The sequence below is a fragment of the Streptomyces sp. NPDC007896 genome (assembly GCF_042959425.1).
Classification (GTDB): Bacteria; Actinomycetota; Actinomycetes; order Streptomycetales; family Streptomycetaceae; genus Streptomyces.
In genome coordinates this window covers 87,880-112,856 of the sequence record NZ_JBIBKX010000027.1, presented here as the reverse complement: position 1 = coordinate 112,856, position 24,977 = coordinate 87,880, and the positions used below count along the sequence as shown (strand labels likewise).

At 68.3% G+C, this 24,977-nt stretch carries 21 protein-coding genes and 9 pseudogenes; 16 read left to right on the top strand and 14 right to left on the bottom strand.

Translation table 11 applies throughout. The features are described 5' to 3' along the window. Positions 1-198 precede the first annotated feature (198 nt). The 3 genes from ACFZDJ_RS50310 (at position 199) to ACFZDJ_RS50300 (ending at position 2,749) form a co-directional block, all read left to right on the top strand. Positions 199-777: an ester cyclase gene (locus ACFZDJ_RS50310; protein ID WP_391069626.1), complete on the top strand. Its 579-nt coding sequence runs from the start codon at positions 199-201 to the stop codon at positions 775-777. Between the two features lie 169 nt (positions 778-946). Then, entirely contained in the window at positions 947-1,714 is a 768-nt protein-coding gene (locus tag ACFZDJ_RS50305; RefSeq protein ID WP_391069625.1) for an SDR family NAD(P)-dependent oxidoreductase, read from the top strand. A 189-nt stretch (positions 1,715-1,903) separates the two neighbouring features. Further along, a complete protein-coding gene (locus tag ACFZDJ_RS50300; RefSeq protein ID WP_391069623.1) occupies positions 1,904-2,749 on the top strand; it encodes an SDR family NAD(P)-dependent oxidoreductase in 846 nt (281 codons plus the stop codon). A gap of 28 nt (positions 2,750-2,777) precedes the next feature. On the opposite strand, the pseudogene ACFZDJ_RS50295 reads toward ACFZDJ_RS50300, so the two are convergent. Beyond that, positions 2,778-2,903: pseudogene (locus ACFZDJ_RS50295) on the bottom strand (short-chain dehydrogenase); the annotation flags it as partial. 421 nt (positions 2,904-3,324) lie between these two features. Between ACFZDJ_RS50295 and ACFZDJ_RS50290 the strand changes: the two are divergent. The 3 genes from ACFZDJ_RS50290 to ACFZDJ_RS50280 all read left to right on the top strand — a co-directional run bounded on the left by ACFZDJ_RS50290 (position 3,325) and on the right by ACFZDJ_RS50280 (position 6,543). Beyond that, positions 3,325-4,875: an APC family permease gene (locus ACFZDJ_RS50290; protein WP_384921603.1), complete on the top strand. Its 1,551-nt coding sequence runs from the start codon at positions 3,325-3,327 to the stop codon at positions 4,873-4,875. Between the two features lie 807 nt (positions 4,876-5,682). Beyond that, complete coding sequence (locus ACFZDJ_RS50285; RefSeq protein ID WP_391069621.1) at positions 5,683-6,072, top strand: hypothetical protein; 390 nt, start codon at positions 5,683-5,685, stop codon at positions 6,070-6,072. Between the two features lie 120 nt (positions 6,073-6,192). Next, on the top strand, positions 6,193-6,543 hold the full coding sequence (locus ACFZDJ_RS50280; protein ID WP_391069619.1) for a VOC family protein: 351 nt from the start codon (positions 6,193-6,195) through the stop codon (positions 6,541-6,543). A gap of 360 nt (positions 6,544-6,903) precedes the next feature. On the opposite strand, the gene ACFZDJ_RS50275 is transcribed toward ACFZDJ_RS50280, so the two are convergent. Beyond that, positions 6,904-7,494, bottom strand: coding sequence for a TetR family transcriptional regulator (locus tag ACFZDJ_RS50275; RefSeq protein WP_391069617.1), 591 nt, complete (start codon positions 7,492-7,494; stop codon positions 6,904-6,906). A 516-nt stretch (positions 7,495-8,010) separates the two neighbouring features. Here ACFZDJ_RS50275 and ACFZDJ_RS50270 point away from each other — a divergent pair. Beyond that, positions 8,011-8,973, top strand: a complete 963-nt coding sequence (locus tag ACFZDJ_RS50270) for an alpha/beta fold hydrolase (RefSeq protein ID WP_391069615.1) — start codon at positions 8,011-8,013, stop codon at positions 8,971-8,973. Here ACFZDJ_RS50270 and ACFZDJ_RS50265 read toward each other — a convergent pair. Next, complete coding sequence (locus ACFZDJ_RS50265; RefSeq protein WP_390940887.1) at positions 8,957-9,223, bottom strand: ankyrin repeat domain-containing protein; 267 nt, start codon at positions 9,221-9,223, stop codon at positions 8,957-8,959. The genes ACFZDJ_RS50270 and ACFZDJ_RS50265 overlap by 17 nt on opposite strands. A gap of 134 nt (positions 9,224-9,357) precedes the next feature. Here ACFZDJ_RS50265 and ACFZDJ_RS50260 point away from each other — a divergent pair, with 134 nt between their 5' ends. Continuing rightward, entirely contained in the window at positions 9,358-10,341 is a 984-nt protein-coding gene (locus tag ACFZDJ_RS50260) for an aldo/keto reductase (protein ID WP_391069614.1), read from the top strand. 104 nt (positions 10,342-10,445) lie between these two features. Here ACFZDJ_RS50260 and ACFZDJ_RS50255 read toward each other — a convergent pair. From ACFZDJ_RS50255 to ACFZDJ_RS50245, 3 genes and pseudogenes are all read right to left on the bottom strand, one after another. Further along, positions 10,446-10,639, bottom strand: a pseudogene (locus tag ACFZDJ_RS50255) (hypothetical protein); the annotation flags it as partial. A gap of 180 nt (positions 10,640-10,819) precedes the next feature. Beyond that, positions 10,820-12,355 (bottom strand): AMP-binding protein, encoded by a 1,536-nt coding sequence (locus ACFZDJ_RS50250; protein ID WP_391069612.1) that lies wholly within the window; start codon positions 12,353-12,355, stop codon positions 10,820-10,822. A 153-nt stretch (positions 12,356-12,508) separates the two neighbouring features. Then, the gene (locus ACFZDJ_RS50245; RefSeq protein ID WP_391069610.1) at positions 12,509-12,802 is read right to left on the bottom strand and encodes a hypothetical protein; all 294 of its coding nucleotides are present in this window, start codon (positions 12,800-12,802) and stop codon (positions 12,509-12,511) included. A gap of 474 nt (positions 12,803-13,276) precedes the next feature. On the opposite strand from ACFZDJ_RS50245, the gene ACFZDJ_RS50240 reads away from it, so the two are divergent. Beyond that, positions 13,277-13,798, top strand: coding sequence for an HAD domain-containing protein (locus tag ACFZDJ_RS50240; protein ID WP_391069608.1), 522 nt, complete (start codon positions 13,277-13,279; stop codon positions 13,796-13,798). Positions 13,799-14,754: 956 nt separating this feature from the next. Beyond that, on the top strand, positions 14,755-15,336 hold the full coding sequence (locus ACFZDJ_RS50235; RefSeq protein WP_384921629.1) for a DUF2231 domain-containing protein: 582 nt from the start codon (positions 14,755-14,757) through the stop codon (positions 15,334-15,336). 290 nt (positions 15,337-15,626) lie between these two features. On the opposite strand, the pseudogene ACFZDJ_RS50230 reads toward ACFZDJ_RS50235, so the two are convergent. After that, positions 15,627-16,060: pseudogene (locus ACFZDJ_RS50230) on the bottom strand (hypothetical protein); the annotation flags it as partial. Positions 16,061-16,355: 295 nt separating this feature from the next. Between ACFZDJ_RS50230 and ACFZDJ_RS50225 the strand changes: the two are divergent. Further along, positions 16,356-16,850, top strand: coding sequence for an SPW repeat protein (locus ACFZDJ_RS50225; protein WP_391069606.1), 495 nt, complete (start codon positions 16,356-16,358; stop codon positions 16,848-16,850). A 424-nt stretch (positions 16,851-17,274) separates the two neighbouring features. Continuing rightward, a pseudogene (locus ACFZDJ_RS50220) lies at positions 17,275-17,471 on the top strand (IS5/IS1182 family transposase); the annotation flags it as partial. Between the two features lie 57 nt (positions 17,472-17,528). On the opposite strand, the pseudogene ACFZDJ_RS50215 reads toward ACFZDJ_RS50220, so the two are convergent. From ACFZDJ_RS50215 to ACFZDJ_RS50200, 4 genes and pseudogenes are all read right to left on the bottom strand, one after another. Beyond that, a pseudogene (locus ACFZDJ_RS50215) lies at positions 17,529-18,067 on the bottom strand (PQQ-dependent sugar dehydrogenase); the annotation flags it as partial. A 293-nt stretch (positions 18,068-18,360) separates the two neighbouring features. After that, complete coding sequence (locus ACFZDJ_RS50210) at positions 18,361-19,611, bottom strand: SpoIIE family protein phosphatase (RefSeq protein ID WP_391069604.1); 1,251 nt, start codon at positions 19,609-19,611, stop codon at positions 18,361-18,363. A 684-nt stretch (positions 19,612-20,295) separates the two neighbouring features. After that, positions 20,296-20,622 (bottom strand): annotated as a pseudogene (locus tag ACFZDJ_RS50205) (LysR substrate-binding domain-containing protein); the annotation flags it as partial. Between the two features lie 147 nt (positions 20,623-20,769). Then, positions 20,770-21,060: pseudogene (locus tag ACFZDJ_RS50200) on the bottom strand (permease); the annotation flags it as partial. A 57-nt stretch (positions 21,061-21,117) separates the two neighbouring features. Here ACFZDJ_RS50200 and ACFZDJ_RS50195 point away from each other — a divergent pair. Continuing rightward, positions 21,118-21,399 carry a hypothetical protein gene (locus ACFZDJ_RS50195; RefSeq protein WP_384921638.1) on the top strand — a complete coding sequence of 94 codons (282 nt, stop codon included), beginning with the start codon at positions 21,118-21,120 and terminating at the stop codon, positions 21,397-21,399. A 128-nt stretch (positions 21,400-21,527) separates the two neighbouring features. On the opposite strand, the gene ACFZDJ_RS50190 is transcribed toward ACFZDJ_RS50195, so the two are convergent. Next, on the bottom strand, positions 21,528-21,959 hold the full coding sequence (locus ACFZDJ_RS50190) for an SRPBCC family protein (RefSeq protein ID WP_371651023.1): 432 nt from the start codon (positions 21,957-21,959) through the stop codon (positions 21,528-21,530). A 213-nt stretch (positions 21,960-22,172) separates the two neighbouring features. Here ACFZDJ_RS50190 and ACFZDJ_RS50185 point away from each other — a divergent pair, with 213 nt between their 5' ends. Continuing rightward, a complete protein-coding gene (locus ACFZDJ_RS50185; protein ID WP_390940841.1) occupies positions 22,173-22,379 on the top strand; it encodes a hypothetical protein in 207 nt (68 codons plus the stop codon). Beyond that, the gene (locus ACFZDJ_RS50180; RefSeq protein WP_391069602.1) at positions 22,379-22,537 is read left to right on the top strand and encodes a hypothetical protein; all 159 of its coding nucleotides are present in this window, start codon (positions 22,379-22,381) and stop codon (positions 22,535-22,537) included. The genes ACFZDJ_RS50185 and ACFZDJ_RS50180 overlap by 1 nt, the downstream gene beginning before the upstream one ends. A 116-nt stretch (positions 22,538-22,653) precedes the next feature. On the opposite strand, the gene ACFZDJ_RS50175 is transcribed toward ACFZDJ_RS50180, so the two are convergent. Together ACFZDJ_RS50175 and ACFZDJ_RS50170 are read right to left on the bottom strand one after the other, a co-directional pair. Beyond that, the gene (locus tag ACFZDJ_RS50175; protein ID WP_391069600.1) at positions 22,654-23,400 is read right to left on the bottom strand and encodes a protein phosphatase 2C domain-containing protein; all 747 of its coding nucleotides are present in this window, start codon (positions 23,398-23,400) and stop codon (positions 22,654-22,656) included. A 418-nt stretch (positions 23,401-23,818) separates the two neighbouring features. After that, positions 23,819-24,305, bottom strand: a pseudogene (locus ACFZDJ_RS50170) (transposase family protein); the annotation flags it as partial. Between the two features lie 170 nt (positions 24,306-24,475). On the opposite strand from ACFZDJ_RS50170, the pseudogene ACFZDJ_RS50165 reads away from it, so the two are divergent. Then, positions 24,476-24,905: pseudogene (locus ACFZDJ_RS50165) on the top strand (Hsp20/alpha crystallin family protein); the annotation flags it as partial. Between the last annotated feature and the right edge of the window lie 72 nt (positions 24,906-24,977).

Genomic DNA, 24,977 nt, shown 5'->3' with positions numbered 1-24,977 from the left:
GTCTCCCACCGTCTCGTGACAACCGGTTCTGTAGATGGTGCACCGCCCACGGTGGTGTGAATCGCCCGGAAGCGGCGGCGCATCCGCCGCCCGTCGCCGGCCTCTCCGCGGAGCCGTCCGCGCTGCGGTTCTCCGCCAACAGCAACACGACCCTCCGGAACAGATTCAGAAGCCGGAACAGAATCAGAAGGACGAACAATGCGTCGATACACCAAGCCGGCCGTCGCACTCACGACGCTGGGAGCGCTCACCCTCGCGGCCTTGGGATCGGGTGCTGCGGACGCGGCCGGCGCGGCGGGCGGCACCACCGACTCCGGGTCGACGTCGCGCGCCGCAGCGGTATCGCTCTCGTGGAAGCACGGGACCGCCCGGGTGAACAAACGCATCATGGAGCGCTTCACCAGTGAGTTCCTGCCCACCGGCGACCCGGCGCTGGCGAGGAAGTTCATCAGCCCGGACATCGTCATGCACTTCGGCGGCCGGACGCAGCAGGGCCGGGACACGTATCTCGGCGTCGTCGCCGCGAACATGAAGGCATTCCCCGACCTCAAGTGGACAGTGGAGGACATGCGCGCCGAGGGCGACACCGTGGCCGTCCGCTACACCATGACGGGCACCCACAGGGGCCCCTTCGCCGGTGTCGAGGCAACAGGCAAGGCCATCCGCGCGGAGAGCATGGCGTTCTACCGCCTGGCCCACGGCAGGATCGTCGAGGAGCGCGCCCAGCTCGACATGCTGAGCATCCTCCAGCAGATGGGCGCCGTACCGGCCGCGTAGCAGCGCCCGACTTCACCCACGTCCCCTGCGCCCGCCCCACCCCGCCGCACCCACCGCCACGGCCACGCGGTGACCGGCGCTCGCCTCGCCCCTCGGCACAGATGGGTCCGCCCCCACCGACCCTGCCCCGCACATCCAGAGAACCAAAGAAAGAGAACAGGACACCCCCATGGCATCGAAACTGACCGGCACCGTCGCGCTCGTCACCGGCGCGAGCAGCGGTATCGGCGCGGCCACCGCCCGTCGGCTCGCCGAGGACGGCGCCTCCGTCGCCCTCGTAGCCCGCCGCAAGGGCCGTCTGGACGACGTCGCCGCCGAGATCGAGAAGGCGGGCGGCACCGCCCTGGTGGTGGAAGCCGACATCACCGACCGCACCCAGGCCGAGGCCGCAGTCCAGCAGGCTGTCGAGCACTTCGGGCGCCTCGACACCCTGGTCAACAACGCCGGCCTGATGCTTCTGGGCCCCGTCGTCGGCGCGGACGTCGACGAGTGGGAGCGCATGCTCGCCGTCAACGTCCAGGGCCTGCTCCACACCACCCATGCCGCCCTCCCGCACCTGCTCAAGGCCGCCGAGGACGGCCCCCGCAAGGTCGCCGACATCGTCAACATCAGCTCGATCGCCGGCCGTGTCGCCTGGAACGGCTATGGCGTCTACAACCTCACCAAGTTCGGCGTGAACGGCTTCACCGAGTCCCTGCGCCAGGAGGTCACCCAGCGGCACGTCCGCGTCGGCGTCCTGGAGCCGGGCGGCGTGGACACCGAACTCGGCTCGCACAACGATCACAAGCCCGAGATCCGCGAAGCGATCGGCACCTTCTACGAGCAGACCGAGGTCCTCGCCCCCGAGGACATCGCCGACGGCGTCGCCTACATGGTCACCCGGCCCCGCCACGCTTCCATCGGCGAACTGTGGATCATGCCCACCGACCAAGCCTGACCGTGACCGGTCGCGTCGGCTCCCGCCCACCCCCTCTCCCCTCCACCGCCCGGACATCCACCTCCGGGACATCCACCGCCCGGACATCCCCCGGGACATCCACCGCCCGGCCGGCCGCCGGGACGGACACCACGCGTCATCACCGCACCACACCGGGTGCCGGACCACGGCACCTGAAAGGAACCCCTCATGAGCAAGGTCATTCTCGTCACCGGCGCCGGACGCGGTCTGGGCACGGACATCGCCCGCCAGGCCCTCGCCGCCGGCCACCAGGTCGTCGCCACCGGCCGCCGTCCCCAAGAGGTCGAGAAGACCCTCGGCGGCCCCCAGGACAACCTGCTCGCCACCAAACTCGACGTCACCAGCCTGGACGACGCCGAAGCCGCCGCGCAGGCCGCCGTCGACCGCTTCGGCCGCATAGACGTCCTGGTCAACAACGCCGGCAATTTCTTCGCCGGCTACTTCGAGGAGATCACGCCCGCGCAGATGCGCCAGCAGATCGAGACCAACCTCTTCGGCCCGATGAACGTCACCCGCGCTGTCCTGCCGGTCCTGCGGAAGCAGCGCGCCGGCCACATCATCACGCTCTCCTCCTCCGCCGGTCTGATCGGCCAGGAGTTCTGCGTCGCGTATGCCGCCTCCAAGTTCGGGGTGGAGGGCTGGATGGAATCCCTGCGCTACGACGTCGAGCCCTACGGCATCCACACCACGGTCGTGGAACCCGGCTTCTTCCGCACCGAGTTGCTCGTGGACGCCTCCACCACCTGGCCCGAGCCGACCATCGGCGACTACGCCGAGCGCACCACCGCCACCGTCGCGGCCTGGAAGAACATGAACGGCCGGCAGACCGGCGACCCCGCCAAGCTCGCCCGCGCCCTGCTCACCATCGCCGACCAGGACAAGCCGCTGCTGCGTTTCGTCGCCGGCGCGGACGCCATCGAAGGCGTCGAGGCCAAGGCCAGGGAACTCCTCGCCCAGGCCCAGGCATCCCGCGAACTGGGCGGCGACCTGGCGTACGACGACACCCCGCAGTAGGGGGACGGACCCGGATTCAGGACCAGTCGATCGGTCCGGTGCGGGCGATGACGGACTGAGGTCCGCTGTGGCCGCTGAAATTGGTTGCCGTACAGCAGGGATCGGCGGCATTGACGCGAACGTCCTTCAGCCTCTTGGCGTACTGAGTGGTCAACTTGGCGTACTGAGTGGTCAACAGGGTCAGGTGGTGCTCTGGGACCGCGAGTAAGAGTGGGTCGAAATGCGGCCGCACGCCCGTTACGCCCTGACCGCCGAGATCCCCGTGCCCGATCTGACTGTCGACTTCGCCTCGGTCGAGGAGCTGCGCCGAGATGTCCGCGCAATTCCGCCAGGACGGCATCCGCGTGGAGCCGACGGCCGCCGGGATCGCACTCCGCCGTCGGCGGAACGATTCGGGCGGTCGCTCCACACTGTCACCGACATTCCCCACAACGTAGCGAGTACATTTCGACGGCGTTTCCGGTGGCGTGCCGAACTTGGGATTTGGTCAAGAATGGGATTCAACCCTTGTCGCCCGTCGGCACACCGACACACCATGTGCCGAACATATCGACGCCTAACAGCAGGAGGCCTGGGTGTCCGCTGGTCTGTCCAAAATCGAGGTGGACACCACTACACTCGCGGCGGAGTCCGAGCGGAACAAACTCCGCAAACATTTCGGCCGCTTCGACATCCTGTTCTTCCTGGTCTGCACCCTCGTCGGCCTCGACACCATCGGTACGGTGGCCGCCTCCGGAGCGGAGGCGTTCACCTGGCTGATCGTACTGGCCGTCATCTTTTTCGTGCCCTCAGCACTGCTCACCGCGGAACTGGGCACGGCCTTCGCGGAGGAAGGCGGCCCGTACATCTGGACCAGCCGGGCCTTCGGGCGGCTGGCCGGAGCGGTCAACAACTTCCTCTACTGGGTGACCAATCCGGTCTGGCTCGGCGGCACTCTCTCCGTCTCGGCGGTCGCCGCGTTCACCACCTTCTTCAATGACGGCAAGGATCTGAGCACCCCCGCCTTCTACGCCTTCACCCTGATATTCATCTGGGTCGGCGTGCTCGCGGCGATCCTCTCCTTCGACGTCGGCAAGTGGATCCCCACCGCCGGGGCGTGGTCCCGTTTCGTGCTGCTCGGCCTGTTCACGCTCACTGTGGTCATCTACGCCTTCAAGCACGGCCTGCACGGTTTCGGCTTCGGCGACTTCTCCCCGACGTACGCCGGCTTCGTCGGCCTGGTCCCGGTCCTGATGTTCAACTACGTCGGCTTCGAATTGCCCAACACCGCGGGCGACGAGATGACCGACGCTCAGAAGGACATCCCTTACGGCATCTTCCGCGCCGCCGGGCTCGGCGTGCTGCTGTACGGCCTGCCGATTCTCGGCATCCTGCTGGTCCTCCCGGTCAAGGCCATCACCGGTCTCGGCGGCTTCCTCGACGCCATCCGCCAGGTTTTCACCGTCTACGGCGGCCACGTCGCCTCCGACGGCACGGTCACCCTCAGCGGGGCCGGGACCGTGCTCGGTGATCTGGCCGCAGTGATGTTCATCCTGACTGTGCTCTCCTCGGGCGTCACCTGGATCATGGGCTCGGACCGTGCGCTGGCGGTCTCCGGATACGACGGCGCCGCACCCCGTGCCCTGGGTGTGATCTCCGAGCGGTTCGGCACGCCGGTCCGGGTGAACCTGCTCAGCGGAGTGCTCTCCACCGGCGTGCTGATCCTCGCCCACCAGCTCACCGGTGGTAACGCGGGCAAGCTCTTCGGCGCCGTGCTCGGGCTCGCCGTCTCCACGACGCTCATCAGCTACCTCGGCATCTTCCCGGCGCTGCCGGTGCTCCGCCGCAAGTACCCGCAGGTGGAGCGTGCCTACCGGGCACCCGCTGCCTGGCCGATCACGATCGTGCTGACGCTGCTGATCCTGTTCGCCTCGGTGCAGCTGCTGGTCCCGGGCGCGCCCTTCGACTGGTTCAGTTCGGACTTCCGACCGGACGGCTGGAGCTACAGCGAGCGCTGGACCTATCTGCTGACGGAGGCGGTGCCGCTGGCCGTCTTCATCGTCACGGGCGTGATCTTCTGGGCACTCGGCGCACCGACCCGCGCCAAAAGCAAGAAGACGGGCGCCGCAGGAGTGACCCAGGGTTGAGCGCCGGCTCACCGACGCGGCCGTGATCTCGTTCCAGCGTCAGTGGCAGGCCGTGGCGTGGTGCTGGTGGCGACGTCGCCACCAGCACCAACGCAGGGCGACATGAGAACGAGTCAGCGCCCAAAACTCCCCTCGCCCCTGTCCCCCACGATGGACAGTGAACTATTTCTCGTCCTCCCACGTCGGTCCCGGTCAGTCGGGACGGCGCTCCCCACGACATCGCCCTGGTGGGCGAGTTAGTTGGCCGCAACCTTGCCCGGGTAGCAGCGTCGCGCGCTATGGCGCAGCGAGCGGAAACAGGGCGGTCGCCGATAACCGCACAGCTGCGTTTCACCGGGGCGCAGACGGTCCGACTGGTGAAGAGTGCGGGATGCCTCGTCGTAGCGACGCGGGTGATTGCCGGATTCGGCCGCCAGCGTCCTCGATCCACAGGTGGGTGGTGGGTGGCGAGCCTGCTTCGCAGACCGTCCGCCCCGGCCCTACGGCGACCCGAGGCTGAGGCACCGTCTTCCGCTGCCGCTGCCGCCAACGGCTCGGCGAGCAGTTCCCGGAGCTTGAGCGCGGTCTTGTCCTCGGCGGCCACGAAGTCGACTGAGCGTCGACTCTGACGATCGGCAGACGTTGCGAACCTCGTGGAACCGACCCGTAGTCCGTCCCGTCGGCCGCGAGACTGGCGGGCCAATGAAGCCACGGCTTGACTGCGTTGCCAGACGGGTTCGCCACCAGCTCATCGAGCCTCGGGCTCGTCCGAGGTGACCGAGGAGACCCCAGCGCAGGGTCAAAGCCGACTCGCACAAGGAGAACCTCGTGAAAGTTGCGCGGTCGGCGCTGATGCGGGGTGCCTTCGTCCTGTTGAGTGCTCTGGGAGGAGTGATCGCCCTGGGTGCCAGTCCGGCACAAGCGGCGGACAAGTGCGTGAACCTTGGCAACGGCAGGCTGTGCGTAGCCATCACACCCGTCAATGCCCAGGGAGCGATACAGGTGATCTATCAGAAGACAGGAGGAGCGCCGATCTACGGACATCTGGCCTGGCAGGTTCCGGGCGGAGATGATTTCGTGTCGCCGGATATCTCCATGACCGCCGGGCACACCTACTACCACACCTGGCCGACTTGGGTCGGTCCTGGTTACGTGGAGGGCGCCTTGTGGTCAGACCGGTACGGGCGTCTCAGCACCGGCTATGTGAAGGTGAACTGACGGCTGTTGAGGGCTGGGGTGCACCGGCCCTCTGCTCGGACGGTTGACCGGCAACGAACCGCAACACTCTGTGTGACTCCGCAGCACCGTGCTGTCCGTATCAGCACCTACCCTGGACGCATGATCAATGGTGGGCACATCATCATCTACAGCCATGATGCGGAAGCGGACCGGGTCTTCTTCAGGGATGTTCTGGAGTATCCGCATGTCGACGTGGGAGGTGGCTGGCTGATCTTCAAGCTTCCGCCGACCGAGATCGCCATGCATCCCACGGACGGCCCGGAGACACAGGAGCTCTATCTGATGTGCGACGACGTTGACGCAACCGTGAAGAGCCTGACCGCGAAGGGAGTGGAGTTCACGCAGCCGGTCACCGACGCGCGCTGGGGGCGGCTGACCAGGTTCCGTCTGCCGGGTGGCAGCGAGGTGGGCTTGTACGAGCCCCGCCATGAGCGGGCGACCGACCTGTGAGGCATCCCGGCACTCGGAACGGCCCCGCCGGGAAAGAGACTTCGCGGCCTTCGTCCGCGACTCGACGTCATCAAGCCGGCGATCGCCACCCTGGTCTCCGAGGGAAACCACTGGATCACCGCCCAGAACAGCGAGGCTGAGGCGGGATGTGTACGTGATGGATGGCTTGCGGTACACACACGGACCCGAGTGGGTCCGCGTCCAGGACGGCAAGGCGACCATGGCCGTGATGCCGTACGCCTTGGAGCGCCGTGACGTCATCTACGCCGAAGTCCTCGGTCAAGAGAGCCACTTGGGGGGCGGTGAGTCTTTCGCGACGGGGAGTCGGTCAGCGCCCTACGTCGGATGCCCTGCCGATCGTCACTGTGGCTGGCGCAGTCCGGCGATGAGGAGGCCGACCAGTCGGCGTGCGTCGTAGCGCGGATCGCTGTCCGCACCGACGCAGAGGTTGCCCACGCCTCGCATCAGCTCAAGGCCCTCAAGGCCGGTACGGATCTCGCCGCGATCGGCCGCGGCGTCGAGCAGTTCGTCGCACACGGGCACGAGCCGGTCGAGGAAGTAGGCGTGCAGCGTGTCGAAACCGGCATTGTCGGGCTGCAGCACGGCAGCCAGTCCGTGCTTGGTGACCAGGAAGTCGACGAAGAGGTCGATCCACTGCCCCAGCGCGGCGTAAGGAGTGGCGCAGGTCGCCAGCAGGGCCGGACCGGCCTCGGCGCAGGCGTCGACCTGGTGACGGTAGACCGCGATGATGAGATCCGCCCGTGTCGGGAAGTGCCGGTAGATCGTGCCCATCCCGACACCTGCCTTGGCCGCGATGTCGCGTACCGGCGCCTCTACGCCCGAGGTGACGAAGACTGCGGCAGCCGCATCCAGCAAGGTCTGTCGATTGCGCCGGGCATCCTTGCGCTTGGATCCCGCTGCACTTTCCGCGCCCTGACCGCTTTCGTCCACCGCGGCGATCCTTCCATGAGACTCATGAAGCGGAACATTGCTCCGTATCAACTGCGGAGCGAGGTTCCGCTTCGTGCATTGTGGCAGACCTGGGACCAGTGCCCAAGCCGTCTGCCGTCAACACGCTCCGCCCGGACGACAGACACGCACTCGTCGACACCTGACGTCGATATGGCCGCGCGTGCGAGCTGTAGGTGTAGGGATCGGTGAACCAGCGTTCTTCGGTTCGGTGGGCCCGTCGACCGGCGCCCCTCCCTTGTTTCGGAAGGCGTCACCGTGCCCCGCCCCGAGCGACACGCATCCAGCAGGGACCGCCGACACGGCCAAGCCCGCTTCAAGCTGGTCCGCCGGGTGGAAGCAGACGGGCTTCGGCCCATGGCCCGGAAAGGGAACAGAACGCGCTCTCTTGGCCTCGCCCCGCAGCGTCGGCCAGACCGAAGCCGGCTCGCTGCGACACGAGCGAGGCGGGCTGCCAGTAGGACCAGCCCGAAGATCACGACACGTACCCTTACGCCCATGGTTGAGCATCGAATGGTTGACGTGAACGGCGTTCGGCTGCACATCGCCGAGCAAGGCGACGGCCCCCTGGTAGTTCTCCTGCACGGCTTCCCCGAGTCATGGCACTCCTGGCACCACCAGTTCGGTCCTCTGGCCGATGCCGGCTTCCGAGTGGTCGCCCCCGACCAGCGTGGATACGGACGCAGCGACCATCCCGACGACGTCGACGCGTACACGATCCTCCACCTGGTCGGCGACGTCGTCGGACTGATCCAGGCCCTGGGCGAGGAGAAGGCGTACGTCGTCGGGCACGACTGGGGCGCGCCGGTCGCCTGGCACACCGCGCTGCTGCGACCGGACATGGTGCTCGGGGTGGCCGGCCTGAGCGTGCCGCCCCCGTTCCGGGGGACGGAGCCTCCGCTGGCCGCCATGGAGAAGAGGTTCGAAGGCCGCTTCTACTGGAACTACTTCAACCGCCCCGGTGTCGCCGACGCCGAGTTCGCCAAGGACACCCGCACCGCGTTGCGGAAGTTCTTCTATTCGGCCTCCGGCGACGCTCCGGGCGCCCTCGAGAGCAGGCAGCCGCTGGTCGACCCCGAGCGGGGCTGGCTCGCCGCCATGCCGGACCCCGAGGTACTGCCGGGGTGGTTCACCGAGGACGATCTCGACGCGCTCACCGAGAGTTTCTCCAAGGGCTTCACCGGGGCGCTCAACTGGTACCGCAACCTCGACCGCAACTGGGAACTCACCGCTCCCTGGCACGGCGCCGTCGTCACCCGACCCGCGCTGTACATCTACGGCGACCGCGACTTGGTCCCGGCGTTCCCCGGCACTCCCGAACTCATCGAACGCCTTCCCGACCTCATGCCCAACCTCTGGCGCGAGCCCCTCAAACTGACCGGCTGCGGACACTGGACTCAGCAGGAACGCCCGGCCGAAGTGAACGCGGCGCTCATCGAATTCCTCAAGGCCTGCGCCTGAGCCCGGCCTGCCGAATCGCCGAGCCCGCCAGGCTCTGACCTGCCTTGTGAAGCGGCGTCGCGCCTGCGACGGTGAGGAGATCGGCAGTTTCGGGATGAGGGCCATTGAGTGCCCAGTCCAGTGGGGACCAGCCTGCGCCGTGATCTTCTCGGAGATTCGGATCGGCGCCGTGCGCCAACAGTTCGCGCACTGTCTCGGTGTGCTGGTTCACGAGCGCCGAGGTTGGCGACCGGGCGCGTGGCGGGGCCAGTCATATCCGCTCGTTGACGGCCGCGACCAGCGCGGTTGCCGCGTAGGGGACCGCAAGCCTGATAACCCACTTGGGAAGGTGGCACGGGCCACGGGAGGATGGTCGCGTCACCAGCCGCATGAGGGGAACGGTGGATGAGGCGAAACCGGCTTGGGAAGAGCAAGGTGCAGGTCACGGAACTTGGCTTCGGCGGCGGACCACTCGGGGGACTCTTCGCACCGCTGGACGACGAGACCGCCGCGGGAGCCCTTGAGGCAGCCTGGGACAGCGGGATCCGCTACTTCGACACCTCTCCGCACTACGGCATCGGACACTCCGAGCGCCGTACCGGTGGAATGTTGCGCGGCAAGCCGCGTGAGGAGGTGACGCTGTCCACGAAGGTCGGCCGGCTGCTGGTCCCGCAGGACCCGGCGGGCCGGATGGACGAGAGTTTCATGGTGCCCGCCACACACCGTCGAGTGTGGGACTTCACGCGGGACGGTGTTCTGCGCAGCGTGGAGGACTCGCTCGAGCGGATAGGCGTCGACCGTATCGACGTGCTGTTCCTGCACGACGCGGAGCAGCATTTCGAGGATGCGTTGCGCGAGGGCTGTCCGGCCCTCGCCGAACTGCGTGCCCAGGGGGTGGTGGGTGCGATCGGCGCGAGGATGTACCACCCCGGCAAACTGACCCGGCTGGTCGAGGAGTCGGACATCGATGTAGTCATGCTCTCCGGCCGCTACACGCTTTTGGACCAGAGCGCCCTCGACGAACTGCTGCCCGCCTGCACGGACCGGGGGGTCTCGGTACTCGCGGCGTCGATCTTCAACTCCGGGCTGCTCGCGACGGCCCGACCTGCCGAGGGTGCCACCTTCGACTACGCGCCCGCCGCGCCGTGGATGCTGGAGCGCGCGCATCGCATCGCCGATGTCTGCGAAACACACGGTGTGACGCTCCCGGAGCTGGCGATGGCCTTTCCGCTCCGTCACCCAGCCGTCTCGGGCATCGTGGTCGGCACGCGTACCGCCGACGAAGTACGCCGCAACATGGCGGCGTTCGCCGCAAAGATCCCGGCTCAGGTCTGGGACGATCTGCGAAGCGAAGGCCTCTTGGACGAGCGGGCACCAGTGCGCGCCTGACGGTCACCCGACCGATGGTCCGCCACCCAACCCTCAGGCCCTGTCCGGCGTGTCTTCCTGGCCCAACAATTCGCGGCCGAACGGCTTGACTTGCTGCAGGGCCTGTAGCGGCGACTGCGGCGGGAGGAGTACGCCTCATCGCCTCCGGGGTGGGCCGGCCTGGTACGGGGCGCCCGCCGCCGAGCCGACCGACGCGAACGCGTTCCAGGACGGGTATCTGGTGAGCCCGGCAGGAGGTGGAGTCCGCGCTCACCATCACCATCGACCAGTCAATGAGGCCTTCCGCGTCAGCGGCCGCGAAGAGCTTGTCCCCCGTGCACTGGCCGATGCAGGACCCCGTTGATGATCCTGCGATGTGGAGTCCGGCGCGAAAGACTGTGGCGGTGTTCCCGTAGCGGGCGGCGGCAACAGCCAATCCCCCGCCATCTACGTCACCGAACACCTCGCCACCAGCATCGGCCCCCACCTGGCAGACAGCTCAGCCAATGCCCCGCTCGCGGCCCTCCCAATACGGCTCCCGCAACTTGTATTTCTGCAGCTTGCCGGTCGTCGTACGCGCCAGCTCCTCCCGGAACTCCACCGAAGTCGGCGCCTTGAAGCCGGCAAGATGCTCCTTGCAGAACTGGATCAGCTCGTCCTGCGTCACCCGCGCGCCGGGAGCGAGAACCACCAGCGCCTTCACAGTCTCGCCCCACTTCTCGTCAGGCACCCCGATGACCGCGACCTCGGCAACCGCCGGATGGCTGAAGAGCACGTCCTCCACCTCGATCGACGACACGTTCTCCCCGCCCGTGATGATCACGTCCTTCTTGCGGTCACTGATCGTCAGATGGCCGTACTCGCCGATCGACCCCCCGTCCCCGGTGTGGAACCACCCCCCGGACAACGCCCGCGCACTCTCCTCCGGCTGCTCCCAATACCCCTCCAGAACCACATTCGAGCGCGCGAGAACCTCACCGTCGGCGTCCGTCCTGAGCGTCACGCCCAGTGCGGGAGCACCGGCCCGCACCAGCTTCTCCGCCCGCTCCGCAGCGCCGAGGTCGTCCCACTCGGAGCGGGCACGGTTGACGGTCAGCAGCGGCGAGGTCTCGGTCAGGCCGTAGATCTGAATGAACTCCCACCCCAGCTCCGACTCCACGCGCGCGACCGTCTGGGTCGGCGGCGGAGCGCCCGCAACGATGATCCGCACCCGATCACGGCCGGGGATCTCTCCCTCCCAAGACTCGGCGGCCGCCAGCACCGCCCCCACGACCGCAGGCGCCGCGCACATCACCGTCACGCCGTGCTCGGCCACCCGGCGCAGGATCTCGGCCCCGTCCACCTTGCGCAGCACGATCTGTCGCACGCCCAGGGCCGCCATCGCGAACGGCATGCCCCAGCCGTTGGCATGGAACATCGGCAACGTGTGCAGATACACGTCCCGGTCCGTCACCCCGGCGTGCAACGCGAAGGTGACCGCGTTCACCCAGATGTTGCGATGGGTGATCTGCACCCCCTTGGGCCGGGCCGTCGTGCCACTGGTGTAGTTGATGGTCGCGGTGGCGTTCTCGTCCGGCTCCCAGGCCTGCGGGGCGGTGCCGAAGCGGTACAGCTCGGCGTCGGCGGCGGCCCCGAGCGTGAAACGGTGCCTGCAGCTGACACCGGCCAGACGCTCCGTCAACTCCGGATCGACAAGGAGCACATCGGCCCCGGAGTGACCGACGATGTAGCTCACCTCGTCCGCCGTCAGGCGGAAGTTGACCGGGACCAGCACCCGCCCGTGACCGCTGACACCGAAGAACGACGTCAGAAGCCGCGCGCTGTTCGGCGAGACCACCGCCACCCGAGCACCCAGCGGCACACCCAGCGCATCCAGCCCGGCAGCCTGAGCCCGCGCCAACTCCCCCACCCGCCCGTACGTCAGCCCCTCCCAGACCTCGGCCGGTTGGTCCGGCTCGTCGACCACACCCACCCGGTCGGCATACACAGTGACGGCACGGTCCAGAAAATCACGGACCCCGAACGGGACGATCATCACAGCCTCCGAAGCTTGAACGACACAGAGCCTCTATCCCGCCACGCCCTCGAGTATCCCGACAAGCCATCCGACACCCTGCAAACAACTCAGCACCACCCGGCCTCGCGAGACCCGGCCGGCCGCGGTGCTACGGCCGGACGGTCGCCGTGGCTAGGAGCTCCGCGTGATGTAGTTGTTCCCGATACGGTCCGATCCGCCGACGGCGTAGATCCCGATGTGGTGGCCCACGAACCGGTTGTCCCGCACGACCGTGCCCGCGGTGCCGGCCACGATGCCCGCATGCTGGGTCTCGCTGAAGAAATCGGGGCCGCAGTCCGGATCTGGTTCCTTGCAGTCGTTGCCGCTGACGGTGCTCCGCGTGACGCGCCCGACCGCGCCGGCCACGAACCCGATCCCGTCGGTCGACAGTCGCCGATGCCCCATGGCGGCGCTGTCGACGATCACGGCGCTGAACCCTCAAGACGAGCTGCGACAGCGCTGCGGACGCACCGTTGTGGATCTCGACGATCGAGGTACCGCCGTCCTCACCGGCAACCAACGTCTGCGGAGCCAGGATCCTTGTCTTCCGAGCCCCCGAGCCGGTGATCGACACATTCTCGCCGGCCAGTCGGTCGCGACGACGGCCCACAGGCCCAGGCGTGCGGCCGTTCTGATGCGCGGGAATGCCATTGCGTTTCCGCTCTCGTGCGGTACTCCATGGGGCCGCAGCATGACCGTGGCCCGCCTGCCGACTGCGCACGCAACGTATCCACGGTTCGGAGTGCGGGAACTGAGGTACACCTGATCGCGAGCCTGCTTCCCTCTGACGGACGACCGGCAGACCTCGATCGGATCGCCGTGCATGTTCGGAGGCCGGCCGCAGGGCTGACGTGATCGAGACGGACCGGTCCCGTTGCGATCCGCGGCTATCGTGCGGGCGTGACTGGCTCTCCGCAGCATCCGCTGCTGTTTCTCGATGTCGACGGACCGCTCATCCCGTTCGGCTCGGCGCCCGAGCAGTATCCGGCCCATGCCACCTGCCTCGAACCGCTCGATGCCGATACGAATCCGCTCTTGGCCCGACTCGATCCCGAGCACGGGCCTCGGCTGGCGGCGCTCCCGTGCGAGGTGGTCTGGGCCACGACATGGATGGCTGACGCGAACGAGTGCATCGCCCCGCGCATCGGTCTGCCGCAGCTGCCTGTGGTGGTCTGGCCGGAACCGTCCGCCATCGATGATCAGGACGAGCGGAACGGACTGCACTGGAAGACCCGCACCCTTGTCGAATGGGCGGCGGGACGTCCGTTCGTCTGGGTCGACGACGAGATCACCGACGCCGATCGGGCCTGGGTCGCCGCTCACCATCCAGCGAACGCCCTGCTCCACCGGGTCGACCCCCGCCGTGGTCTGACTGATCACAACTATGCGGCGATCGACTCCTGGCTGAGACGGTTGTTCTGACTCCCTCGTGGAGCAGGTGAGGTAACCGTCGGTCCGCAGCCGGGCCCAACACTGTATGGGCCTGTCCAGCCTGTGGCCTGGTCCGATTCGCCGGCTGAACCTCGGATCACCTATGGTCGTCCATCACGTACGCGTCCCACTCCGCCCCGTTGGCGCCGCACGCGAACCGAGCGATGGGCAACCGCGCCGCATCCGCGCCCTGTTGGCCGGATCACCGGCAAGCCGGGGCGGGCCCGCCCCGCTGATCTCCGGCTACTCCGACATAGCCATCGGCACCCGCCCGGCCCGCGGCTCCCGGGTGACACGCGGTCCCAAACAGAAGATCATCTCCCGTTGCTGCCGGGCTCTTTGCGCAGTGCTCCAGGTTTCGACCCGGGGGTGAAGCGCATCCTGTGGCTGCGACGCGGGGTGTCGTGGCGCCGGGTGGGGGCGGAGCGCCCGCAGGGCTGCCCTGCGGAGCCGGGGAATGCCTCATCCGGGCCGGTGTTGCCCGTATGACAGCAGTGCAGAAGTACACCTGGTTCATCCACGAGGACCAACGCCTGTCCGCCCCAGAGGCTTACCTCAATGGCGATGCGCGCCGTACCCAAGCGACCGCTGTCGGCCTCGAGCTCCAGCCAGCGGGGCGGTTCCACCCGACGAACCCCCATCCGCCCTTCGTACGTCCATGGGCCCAGGCCGACGCGATACGCCCCTGGTCGCACACTGGATCGATGGGTGCTCCCTCATGCCGCCGCCGACGAGGAGACTTCACGGTGATCACCCCGACCTGCGCGGCTCCGGCGAATCCGTCAAGCACACCCTGCTGCCCAGCCGACCTGCCGCCCGTCCGGGAGGCATCGAGCCGCAGCGCACGGCCGGCCCGGCGCCCGGACATCGAAATCGTGCAGGCCAACCGTTCGGGTTCAGTCGAGGCCACGCTGGGACAGCGGCGTGATGCTGGGTAGTCGTTGTGCATGAACACTCACGCCCTCGACACCTCTGCGAAGGCCAGAAGGACCTCGGCCCTGGACACCGCGTCGACATGGTGGCTGACGGCCCTGGATCGTATCGAACGGTCGGTAGTAGCGGATCCGGCGATCCGGGCCCTCCAGCGGGGAATCCGCTCGGTGCCGCTGGGCGAGGTACGCGACCTGCTGCGCGGCAGGCCGCTGGGTCATCCGGTGCATCCCGTTCTGGTACAGGTACCGATCGGCTGCTGGCTGTCGGCCGCTGTACTGGACATCGTGCCGGCAGGGCAGCGTGCGCCTACAACCCTCACGGCCGTCGGTTTGGCCGGAGTCGCCCCGGCAGCGGTCGCCGGCTGGGCTGACTGGGCGGACCTGCCGCCCGAGCAGGCCCGGGTCGGACTGGCCCACGCGGTCTCGAACGTGGCTGCGGTGGCCTTCTACACCGCGTCCCTGACGGCGCGGCTCCGCGGTCGCTCGACGAAGGGCAGGCTGTGGTCGTTGGGCGGATTGACAGCGGTCGCTGTGAGCGGTGCGCTGGGCGGGCACGTGGCCTATCGGCAGGCCGTCGGAGCGCATGCCTCAACCTAGGCAAAGCGCATGGCAACCATGCCGAATGGGTGTGAAGGTCTAGGCGCCGTGCCCGCGAAACGACAGGGGCCAGACGCCCATCCGGCATGTTGCGCCGATCGGGCGCACCCCCTCCCGCGGCCGTCACCGCTGGTAGCGCCCGGCGGCGGCGACCCCTTGCGCGCAGCCGAGCTGGTCGCTTCCGGACGGCCAGGAGGCCCCGGGCCGAGCAGCTGGGCCCTGGATGGGGCCCGCTCCCCGCGGATCGCGGACGAGCCCTGGCTTCCACGGGTTTCGTTCCAGGAGGTGAGGGGTGTCGCGGTGTGGTCGGGATGGTGATGGGTGCGGCGGCTCGCCTTCAGGCGGGCCTCGTGCAGGTGGTCGCGTCCGTCGGCCAGCTCGTCCACCATGTCGCGTTCCGTCGCGGCGAAGGGCTGGTAGTGGGCGGAGTTGTAGGCCTCAATGATCTGGAAGGTCCATTGTCCCGGGATGACGTCGCAACCTGCGATGTCGCGCTCGACCAGTGCGGCCTGCTCGTCGTGGCCCGCCCCGCGCAGGAGCCGGACGGCCTCACCGAGCTCGAAGTCCGCCGAGCCGAGGTCAGCTGGTGGAGCCCATAGCGGTGGCCGCGGGCCCGCTCCGTGGTCTCCAGCGCTTTCGAGAGCGCGTCCAGCGCGAGCACCGTCTTGACGTCGACACCGTCGGGTACCTGGTGCGCCGCATCCAACTCGCGATTGCTTTCCATGGTGGTTCCTTGCCCGGAGGGTGTCTTGCCGAGCAGTCGATTGCGCCATGCGGCGTACGCGCTTCCACCGGGCGCAGGGCCCGAGGTCGAGGTCGAGGTCGAGGTCGGTAATGCCTATCGGGTCGCGGGCACCGCTGTGCGGATCAGCTGACCCACCAGCGCGGGCGGGCGTGCGTCAGCGGCCACATCCGGCACCGGCGCACGCCTCCGCAACCAGAGACATGCCCTGTTTGAGTATTTATGTCGGCTTTACGAGGGTAGACGGTGGGTGAATATCTCTCCCTTGGAGGCCATCATGGCGTCAACCCATCACGCGCCCATCGAAGAACACCCCGACCTGATGGAACTGCGCGCCCGGCACGACCGCGCCGCCGCCACCCCACGAGCCCAGATGATCGAGGCCCTCGCGCTCATCACCGGCCTGTACCTCGCCGCGTCCCCCTGGATAGTCGGCTTCAACGGCTTCACCACCCTCGCCGTCACCAACCTCATCGCCGGGATCGCCTACATGCTGCTCCTGGGCGGCCTCGGCAGCTCCTACGAGCGCACCCACTCCATGGCCTGGGCCGCCGCCGCCATCGGCATCTGGACCTGCGTCGCCCCCTGGGTCGTCGCAGGCGACGTCGCCCACACCCGCTCCATCACCAGCAACCTCATCACGGGCGCCATCGCCACCCTCCTCGCCCTCGCCGCCGCCTCCGCCGCCCGCGACCGCACCGACAACCGCCGCAGCAGCACCGGTAACTACAACGACCGCCGCACCATGTCCCAGGGGCGCGACGACCGCTGACCCTGCGAACCCCGCCGCGAACGCCGCCAGGAGGACCGCACCCCTTCGCCTCCTGGCGGCCCCACCTGCCGCCAGCAGCTCTCAGCACCAAGATGTCTGCCAGGGCCTCTCCCAGGAAGTCCTGACGGCAGTGTGGGTACCGATAAATCATCCGGCCTGGTCACGCGGCATGTTGATACTCGTGGAGGGTTCCGCCGAGTCGGTCTCGTCGACGAACCTCGAGACGTCTGATCTTTGCCGGTTCGTGGAATGAGTGCGGGAATGGACGGAGTGGAGCAGCTCGGCCGAGGGCCCGGTGGGGCCGATGCTCGTTGTAGAGGGTTTCGAGATCATGATGCCGCCGATACCCTGCGCAGGTGAAGACACTGGGGTGAGGGACAGGCACGGCCGAAGACCGGCGATCAGTGCGGTGACCTGCGCAGATGTTGTATCGGCACCCGCAGTGCTCAAGAGCAGGCAACGGCGCGCTTTGGACTCCACCGTGCTCGATGACGCGGTAGCCACCCAGGGCACCGTCACCCAGGTCATCTCCGCCATCCGGCGGGTGATCCGCGAGCTCCTCCGCGGCCGCGAGACGGCCGCGAACACTGCACCGCACACGACTACCAGTCCGGACGGCCGACTCCGACGGCCGGGGCAGCAGACCTGATGTACCCGCCGTGGCGTGCCTTCAGGACACCTGAGCAGCAGGATGCGGTCGTCGCCGCCTCCGGGGAGCTTGCCATAGGTGTTGCTGGTGGCCAGCCACAGCCTGTCTCCACCTGCCGCCATCACGGTGCGCAGCCTGCCGTACGAACCCTCAAGGGCGACTGACGGCTCGCCCGCGACCTTGGAGCCGCCGAGCGGAATGCGCCAAAGGCGCTCGCCCCGCAGGCCCGCCATCCAGATGGCGTCCTCGGCGTAGGCGATGCCGCTGGGTGAGGCGTCGGCGGGACGCCACTGGGGCACCGGATCGGCGAAACCCGCCCGGTTGCTGCTGCCCGCGCCCCCCGGCCAGCCGTAGTTGCGACCGGGCTGGATCAGGTTCAGCCCGTCCCAGGTGTCCTGGCCGAACTCCGATGCCCACAAGCGCCCTTCGTCGTCCCAGGCCAGGCCCCGCGGGTGCGGTGACCGGAGGAGTACACCAGCGAGTCAGGCTCGGGATTGCCGCGGGCGGGGCGGCCCTCGGGGGGCATGCGGAGGATCTTGCCGCCCAGGGAGTCCTGGTCCTGGGCCAGCGGCTACTCCCACTTCTCGCCGGCACAAAGACCGAGGCCGGCACCGCGGCGGAAGACGGCGGCCTGGCGGGCAACACGCGCGCCCAGGTGCTCCGCGGGCCTGTGCACGTATGCGCTCGACGAACTCGAGCCCCGGGGCAGTACGACGTCGGCCCCCAGCCCCCGCTGAAGCAGACCGATACGGCTGCCCATCAGGAGTCCGAAGCTGTTAGCCACGATGAACAAACGCGCCCGGGAACAGCTCGAAATCGAGCGGCCCGCCCCGACATCCAGAGCTACTTCCGCAGAGAGTCTCATGGAATGCCGTTCAGGCGGGCCATGAGGACGGTGATGTCGTCGTGGTGGCCGTCGGGATGCTGGTGCCGCATCAGCGCCTCACAGGTGTCCTCCAGCGAGGAGTGCTGAGCGGTGAGTCTGCGGCCGAGCGCGCGGAGTGCCTCCTCGATGTCCTGCCCGCGGGTCTCCACCAGGCCGTCGGTGCACAGCAGGAGGAGGCTGCCGGGGTCCGTGAGCAGTTCCAGGGTGTCGAAGGTGACGCTGCCCACTCCGATCGGTGCGCCCACGGGGACCTTCAGCAGTTCATTGCTGCCGTCGGGCCCCACGAGGACTGGCGGAAGGTGGCCGGCACTGGCGAGGGTGGAGCGGCCCGTCGTCGGGTCATAGACGCAGAACAGGAAGGTGGCCAACTGGGTGTGGCCCAGGTGCTGTGCGAAGGCGTCGAGCTGGGCCAGAAGCCGCCCAGGGGGCAGGTCCAAAGTGGCGAGGGTTCTGACCGCCGTGCGTAGCTGCCCCATGACGACCGCTGCGTGCAGGCCGTGACCTGCCACGTCGCCGATGGCGAGTCCAACTCGATGGCCCGGCAGGGGGATCACGTCAAACCAGTCGCCTCCGACCTGCGTGGTGCGACTGCTGGGGTGATACCGGTAGGCGATCTCCACCCCTGGCAGGCGAGGGGGCTGCGTGGGAAGCAGGCTGCGCTGCAGCACCGCGGATGCCGTCGCTTCGTCGCTGTGGATCCGAGCGTTGTGCAGGGCCACGGCCGCCCGCGCGGCCACCTCCTCACAGGCTGTCAGGTCCGCGGCGACGAAAGCGGGGCGGTCAGGTTTGCGCCCGAACACCAGGAAGCCGAGGGCCCCGCCGTGCGCCACCAGATGCACCAGCAGGACGGAGGAGCCCTTCAGCACCAACCGGGCGGCCGGGCTGTCGAGCTCCGCCGGAAGTTGCTGCAGGACCTCATCTCCTACGTGGGGAATGAGGACTGGTTCGCTCTCCGCGAGGAATCGCGCCATGGCCGTGCCGGTCGTGTAGACGAAGGTCTTCCCCGGGCGGAGTTCCTCCCGGCAGTCCAGGTCCTCATGGTGGACTGCCGCCACGCGGTGCATCACCACCGCACCCTCCAGGCCCTGGGGCGCGAGGTCATCTTCCGACGCGACGACCTGATCGCACAGATGAACCGAAGCGAAGTCGGCGAACCCCGGCACCGCCAGGCCGGCCAGTTGGCCGGCCTGGCGCTTGAGATCCAGGGTTGTGCCGATACCACGCACGGCGTCGCACAGGAAGGTCAGCCTGGCTGTGTCGGTGCTGGTGGTCGCGCCGGGGGTCGCTCGGCGATCGGAGCCCGGGAGCGTCAGAGCGCATCGTTGTGTCTCTGGCGGCAAAGAGGCCCCCTGACGTGTGCCGGGCGCAGACGCACCCCTGGGATGACAAGGACAACTGCACCGGACCCGGCCCTCGAGACTGCCCAGACCTTCCGTTATGACCCTATCGCCACAGCTCAGCAGAGGCGTTCACTCACAGGGGTGATCCACGCTGGTGGATCGGCGGTGTGGTGAAGGGCCCGTGAGGTCTGTATCCAGCTCGGTGTGCTCCGGCGCTGGGTAGGGGCTCACTTCGCAAGTCAGGCCGTGCGCGAGCGGGTGCGCTTGCTCGTCGCCGACGGCTTTACACGGGGTGAAAAGAACGCAGTGATAGCCAAACGGCTCCCGTCCAAGAGGGTGTTTGGTGAAGGTCCGTCTCTCGGTTCAGGCTTTTACGGCCGCGAGGACCTCATGGGCGTGTGCCACCAGGTCCGGGATGGCCGGGTGCCCCAGCCCCTCGCGCCAGGCGAGCGCGACGGGAACGGCTGGCGCGTCCACGAGTGGGCGGTAGACCAGCGAGGGGTGCGTGTGGTTGCCCGGGGTCGCCGTCGTGGAGATCCCTACGGCGCGGCCGACGACGACGGCAATGAGCTACTCGTCGGTGTTGGTCACCTCGATGGTCGCGATGGGCCGGGCCGTGGGCTGCCACAGGTCCATGGTCGTGGTGCAAGAGACGGTGTTGAGGGCAATCGGATGGGCGGCGAGGTCCGCCAGGGTGACCTGGGCGAGAGCCGCCAGGGGGCTGTCCGCGGGCATGGCCACTACTCGTTCCTCCGACAACAGCAGCCCGGTGCGGAGCCCGACCGAGGGGACTGGGCCGGGCAGCAGGGCCACGCCGACCCTGCCCTGCGTGAGGCCCGCCATGCGGTCGTCGATGCGCAGCAGCTCCAACGGAATGCCGGGGCGGGTCTCGTCCCAGCGGCGTAGCAACGGGATGGTGTAGTCGCCGAGTGCCGCCCAGGGGTGGCCAAGGCGCAGGGGCCAGATGTTCAGCCCTCCGGGGTCGTGAGCAGTCTGTAGAGGCGCATGCGGTCCGCGTCCTCGGCCGTCAGCGCGGTCCACAGTGTCAAGCCAGGTCGTGTAGTTCCAGGTGATCCCTTCCCCTGGGATCTTGGCGTCGGCCTCGTTGGGGATCAGTCCCAGACCGCCGTAGGCGAACTCGACGACGTCTCGGGCGACAACCATCGCGGCGGAGAAGGTGACCAGGGGAAAGGCGGCGACGCGGGCGCCGTAGTAGTTGCGGTAGCTGTTGAGGGTCGGGAGGATCAGCAGGTCGGCGTAGCTGAAGGCAATCACGCCACCGAAGCTCATGCCGCCCTTCCACAGCACCACGGACAGGGGCACGTTGCCGATAGCAGACGATCCACCGCGACTCGAGGCTGCGGGCGGGTCGCGGCCGCCTACTGTGGAGGCATGGGCGAAATCGTCGTCGTGTACGAGCTCGACAAGCCGATGGCCAAGCGCTCCTCCCTGGGGATACCGGCTGGTGAGGAACGGTCCGTCCGCAAGGTGCACGCAGCGCCCTCCGCCCCGGGGGTGCCCTCCGCGACGGGACCGCGGACCCTCTGCGGCAAGGACACCTTCGCCATGGAGACGGCCTGCTGGAAGCCCTCCGAGCGCCCTGAGGCGCCCTGGTACCCCGCGGAGTACGTATCCGTGGTCTGCTCCGACTGCGATGCCGTGATCGAGACCTGACCGGCGTTCGGAGCATGCGACTCCAAACGGGGCCATTCCATATCCGTCAGATCCCCCGGCCCGCCGGCGGCGGCTCCGAGCGGAGGATGCCGTCCTCGACAGCCCCCGGCGCCCGCCTTCTCTACCGCTCAACCCCCTTGTTCCACGCACTCCTTGAAATGCTCCAGATCGCTGCGCACGAGCCGTTCGATCGCGTTCACCTGGGCGAATCCCCTCTGCCCGCCGAAGGTCTCCCTGATCGCGTCGGGGTCGTACTCGAGCCGCGCCTGGACGCGGGTGCGGTTCTCGTTGATCGGCTGCAGCGAGAAGGAACCCACCAGTTCGGGGTCGCTGGTGGTGTGCCACTCCATCACGCGTTCCCCCTTACGATCGGAGATCTCGGCCTCGAACACCCGGGCCCGGCCGCCGGCCTCGACGTCCAGACGCGCTCGACCACCCGCCTCCGTACGGACCTCGCGCACTCCTTCCACGAACCGCGGATAGTTCTCCACCCGGTGGAGGTCATCCCAAGCCTTGTCGATCGGCACTCCAACGTCGACGTGTTCTTCGAGGGTGCTCATGGCCCACCTCCATGTTCGACTCGTGACGCATGAGCTTTCTGTGTCCAGTGTGCGCCCAGTGGGGGTGCCAGGTGGTGGCGTCGAGTGTTCCGGTGAACGCGGTCCGCAACACGCACCGCTACGACCACGCTGCCCGATGCTGTCACCCCCGGCAGATACCTATGGGGTGTTCGGCCGGCAGGACACTCCGAAGCCGACAAGATCATGCACGGCATGCTGGAGACGCCGGGCGGCTTCACCCTGATGAGCGCCGACACCCCACAGGGCCTGGAGCACAGCCCGGGCAACAACGTCTCGGCGAGCCTCAGCGACGACGACTGGAAGCTGCGGGCCGACCGGTCCCGGCGCATGCTGGTGAAATGGACGTACGCCCTCCAGTGGTCGTGCTTGCGCCGGAGTCGGACGGGGGTCGGCGCGTGATGATTCACGGCGAGTACACGGGCACCGCGCACAGCCTGTTCGACGTGCTGGACTTCCTGCACCGTGCGGGCCTGCCCGCCGAGGACCGGGTCATCGACGACCCGGAGCTGATCGAGTGGCGCGGTGGCGGACCGTACGACTGGGACAACACGACGTAGCCACCGTAACCCCGGCCTTCCGCCCCACCGCGTATCGCCGTCCTGACGCGTTAGGGGTCTTCCCTGTCTGACCGCTTACCGAAAGGGCGACAGGGGCCTCCCCTACTCCCCTTCCTCTACTCGTCTCCGATGCGTACGACCGCCAGCGTGATGTTGTCGGGTCCGCCCGCCACGATGGCGGCCTTCCACAGTTCGAAGGCCGCCCGGCCGTCGTCGTACTCCCGCGTCACCGCGTCGATCTCGTCCGGTGTCACCGGGTCGGTCAGGCCGTCTGTGCAGATGAGGTAGCGGTCGCCAGGCGACAGCGACGCGGCCGTCACGTGAGGACTGATGGGGCGGTAGCTGGGCGTACCGCCCAAGCACTGGGTGACGAGGGACGTGGTGCGCTGCCCGGGTTCGAGCGGCGGGCTGTCGTCGACGCTCACCTGGCGCAGCCCGTCGCGGGAGGCCGCGAACACCCGGCTGTCACCCACGTTGAACGTCAGCAGCAAGCCGGGTTGTACGACGACGCCGGCGACGGTGGTCCCCATGGTGGCCAGCTCACTTCCGGTGCCGCCGGCGGCCTGGTAGAGGGCGCGGTTGCAGGCGTTCAAGGCCTCGCGGACGGCGTCCTCGCTGCTCAGAGTGGGACCGATCGACGCGATCCGGTGGGCGACCAGGGCGCTGGCCACGTCGCCGCCGGGATGTCCGCCGAGCCCGTCGGCGACGGCGACGACGAGGGGCGTCCCCAGCGGGAAGACCAGAGTCTGCGGGTTGTCGGTCACGGTGGCACACAGTGTCCACGGTCCGACGGCGAGGCTGTCCTCGTTCCGCTCGCGGAGCAGCCCGGGGTGGCTCAGCGCACTCACTGCGACGTACGACATGGAGCGCCACCGCCTTCCCGCAACGGCACACCGCCGGAGGCCGGGCCCCGGACCTGCTGACACTCGCACACGAGTCCTCACGGCCGAAAGCCTGAGCCGAGAGATGGACCCTCACGTGACGTCCTGTCCGGGGCACTCCGCGAGTTGATGCCCGTCGCTCAGACGTCGGCCAGCCGCGCGCACACGCGGAACTCGCGGGGTCCGGCCCAGCGGTCTCGCTGGCCGGCGAAGGCTACGACATCGCCCCGCCGTAGCGAATCCAGGCACAGTGCGTCGGTCGGTTCCAGCGCGCGCGGAGCGACCCGGCCGAGCCTGTCCATCCGACCACCACCCAACCGACGAGCAGGGCAGCAGCACCATTCTCCGCTCCGGCGTGCCCTCCGGCCAGCCTCCACGGACGGTCACAGTGGCCTGCCGCGCGCCAGGGAGCCTCGCGGACGGTGCCGCCAGCTCCTTGGTAGGCCCTGTCCGCCCAGCAGCGGATGCCCGCCCGGGCCACGGCGGCGGGGATGTCGTGGACGGCCCTGGGCAGTGCGGACGAAGCCCACAGCAGGCGGCCGAACGGGGCGGTGATGACCTGCACGTTCATGCCGTGCTTCCTGTGCTTGCCGGAGGAGAAGGGGTGATCCGCAGCGATGCGGTCGATCGGCAGCAGAGTGCCGTCCGGGAGCACGAATGCCTTTGCTGCCGCTGTTGTGATGGCCTGTTCGAGGCTGGGCGCGAGGGCGGACAGGACCTCGACGGCTTCGCGGATGGAGCGGTAGACGGTGGCGATGCCGATGTCGAACGCCGCGGCGAGGTGGCTGTAGGCGTCGGCACACCGCAGGTGCGCCAGAGCGAGCAGGGCCTGGCGCCTATAGCTGTCGCCACCGGCTGCCGATCTCCCGGCGGCGTTGATGAGTCAGGAATGCACAGCCAGAACAACGTGATACAGGACGCGGAGTTCGTCGCGGTGAGTTTCCGTGCCGTGTGCTGCGTATCGGCCGTTGCACCCGTGTCGCCACCGCGTCAACAACGAGGGCAGGTGAAGGCATTGGTGGCAAAGTGTCTGACCTGAATGCTGGAGTTTTTCACGATGTTGATGCGCACCGATCCGTTCCGTGAGCTTGACCGGCTCACCCAGCAGCTCCTGAACACGACCGGCACCGGGTAGCGTCCGTCGGCGATGCCGATGCGCCTACCGAGCGGGCGAGAAGTATGTGATCGCGCTCGACCTGCCGGGCGTCTCCGCGGACGCGCTCGACATCGACGTCGAGCGGAAGATGCCGACCGTCAAGGCCGAGCAGCTGTCCGTCACCAAGGCAGCCGGCCTGCAGATGGAGCTCTCCGAGCGGCCTCTGGGCGTGTTCTCCCACCAGCTCATGCTGGCCGACACCCTGGACACCGAGCACATCAAGGCGGTCTGCGACGCGGATGTACTGACCTTGCGTATCCCGATCGCCGAGCGCGCCAAGCCCCGCAAGATCGCCATCCGGGGCGGCTCCGCGCAAAAGGAGATCATCGGCCGAGTCCCCTCCCGGCCGAGTAGGAGACGGGGAGAGGGCCCTTTCCGGCCGCCGCCGTCCTCCGCTCGCCCC

Bases quoted from the DNA above. Each gene is read 5' to 3' on its own strand.
- ACFZDJ_RS50310 (WP_391069626.1), top strand. From the start codon at position 199: ATGCGTCGATACACCAAGCCGGCCGTCGCACTCACGACGCTGGGAGCG.
- ACFZDJ_RS50305 (WP_391069625.1), top strand. From the start codon at position 947: ATGGCATCGAAACTGACCGGCACCGTCGCGCTCGTCACCGGCGCGAGC.
- ACFZDJ_RS50300 (WP_391069623.1), top strand. From the start codon at position 1,904: ATGAGCAAGGTCATTCTCGTCACCGGCGCCGGACGCGGTCTGGGCACG.
- ACFZDJ_RS50280 (WP_391069619.1), top strand. From the start codon at position 6,193: ATGATCAATGGTGGGCACATCATCATCTACAGCCATGATGCGGAAGCG.
- ACFZDJ_RS50270 (WP_391069615.1), top strand. From the start codon at position 8,011: ATGGTTGAGCATCGAATGGTTGACGTGAACGGCGTTCGGCTGCACATC.
- ACFZDJ_RS50260 (WP_391069614.1), top strand. From the start codon at position 9,358: ATGAGGCGAAACCGGCTTGGGAAGAGCAAGGTGCAGGTCACGGAACTT.
- ACFZDJ_RS50250 (WP_391069612.1), bottom strand. From the start codon at position 12,355: ATGATCGTCCCGTTCGGGGTCCGTGATTTTCTGGACCGTGCCGTCACT.
- ACFZDJ_RS50235 (WP_384921629.1), top strand. From the start codon at position 14,755: ATGAACACTCACGCCCTCGACACCTCTGCGAAGGCCAGAAGGACCTCG.
- ACFZDJ_RS50225 (WP_391069606.1), top strand. From the start codon at position 16,356: ATGGCGTCAACCCATCACGCGCCCATCGAAGAACACCCCGACCTGATG.
- ACFZDJ_RS50195 (WP_384921638.1), top strand. From the start codon at position 21,118: ATGGGCGAAATCGTCGTCGTGTACGAGCTCGACAAGCCGATGGCCAAG.
- ACFZDJ_RS50190 (WP_371651023.1), bottom strand. From the start codon at position 21,959: ATGAGCACCCTCGAAGAACACGTCGACGTTGGAGTGCCGATCGACAAG.
- ACFZDJ_RS50185 (WP_390940841.1), top strand. From the start codon at position 22,173: ATGCTGGAGACGCCGGGCGGCTTCACCCTGATGAGCGCCGACACCCCA.
- ACFZDJ_RS50180 (WP_391069602.1), top strand. From the start codon at position 22,379: ATGATTCACGGCGAGTACACGGGCACCGCGCACAGCCTGTTCGACGTG.
- ACFZDJ_RS50175 (WP_391069600.1), bottom strand. From the start codon at position 23,400: ATGTCGTACGTCGCAGTGAGTGCGCTGAGCCACCCCGGGCTGCTCCGC.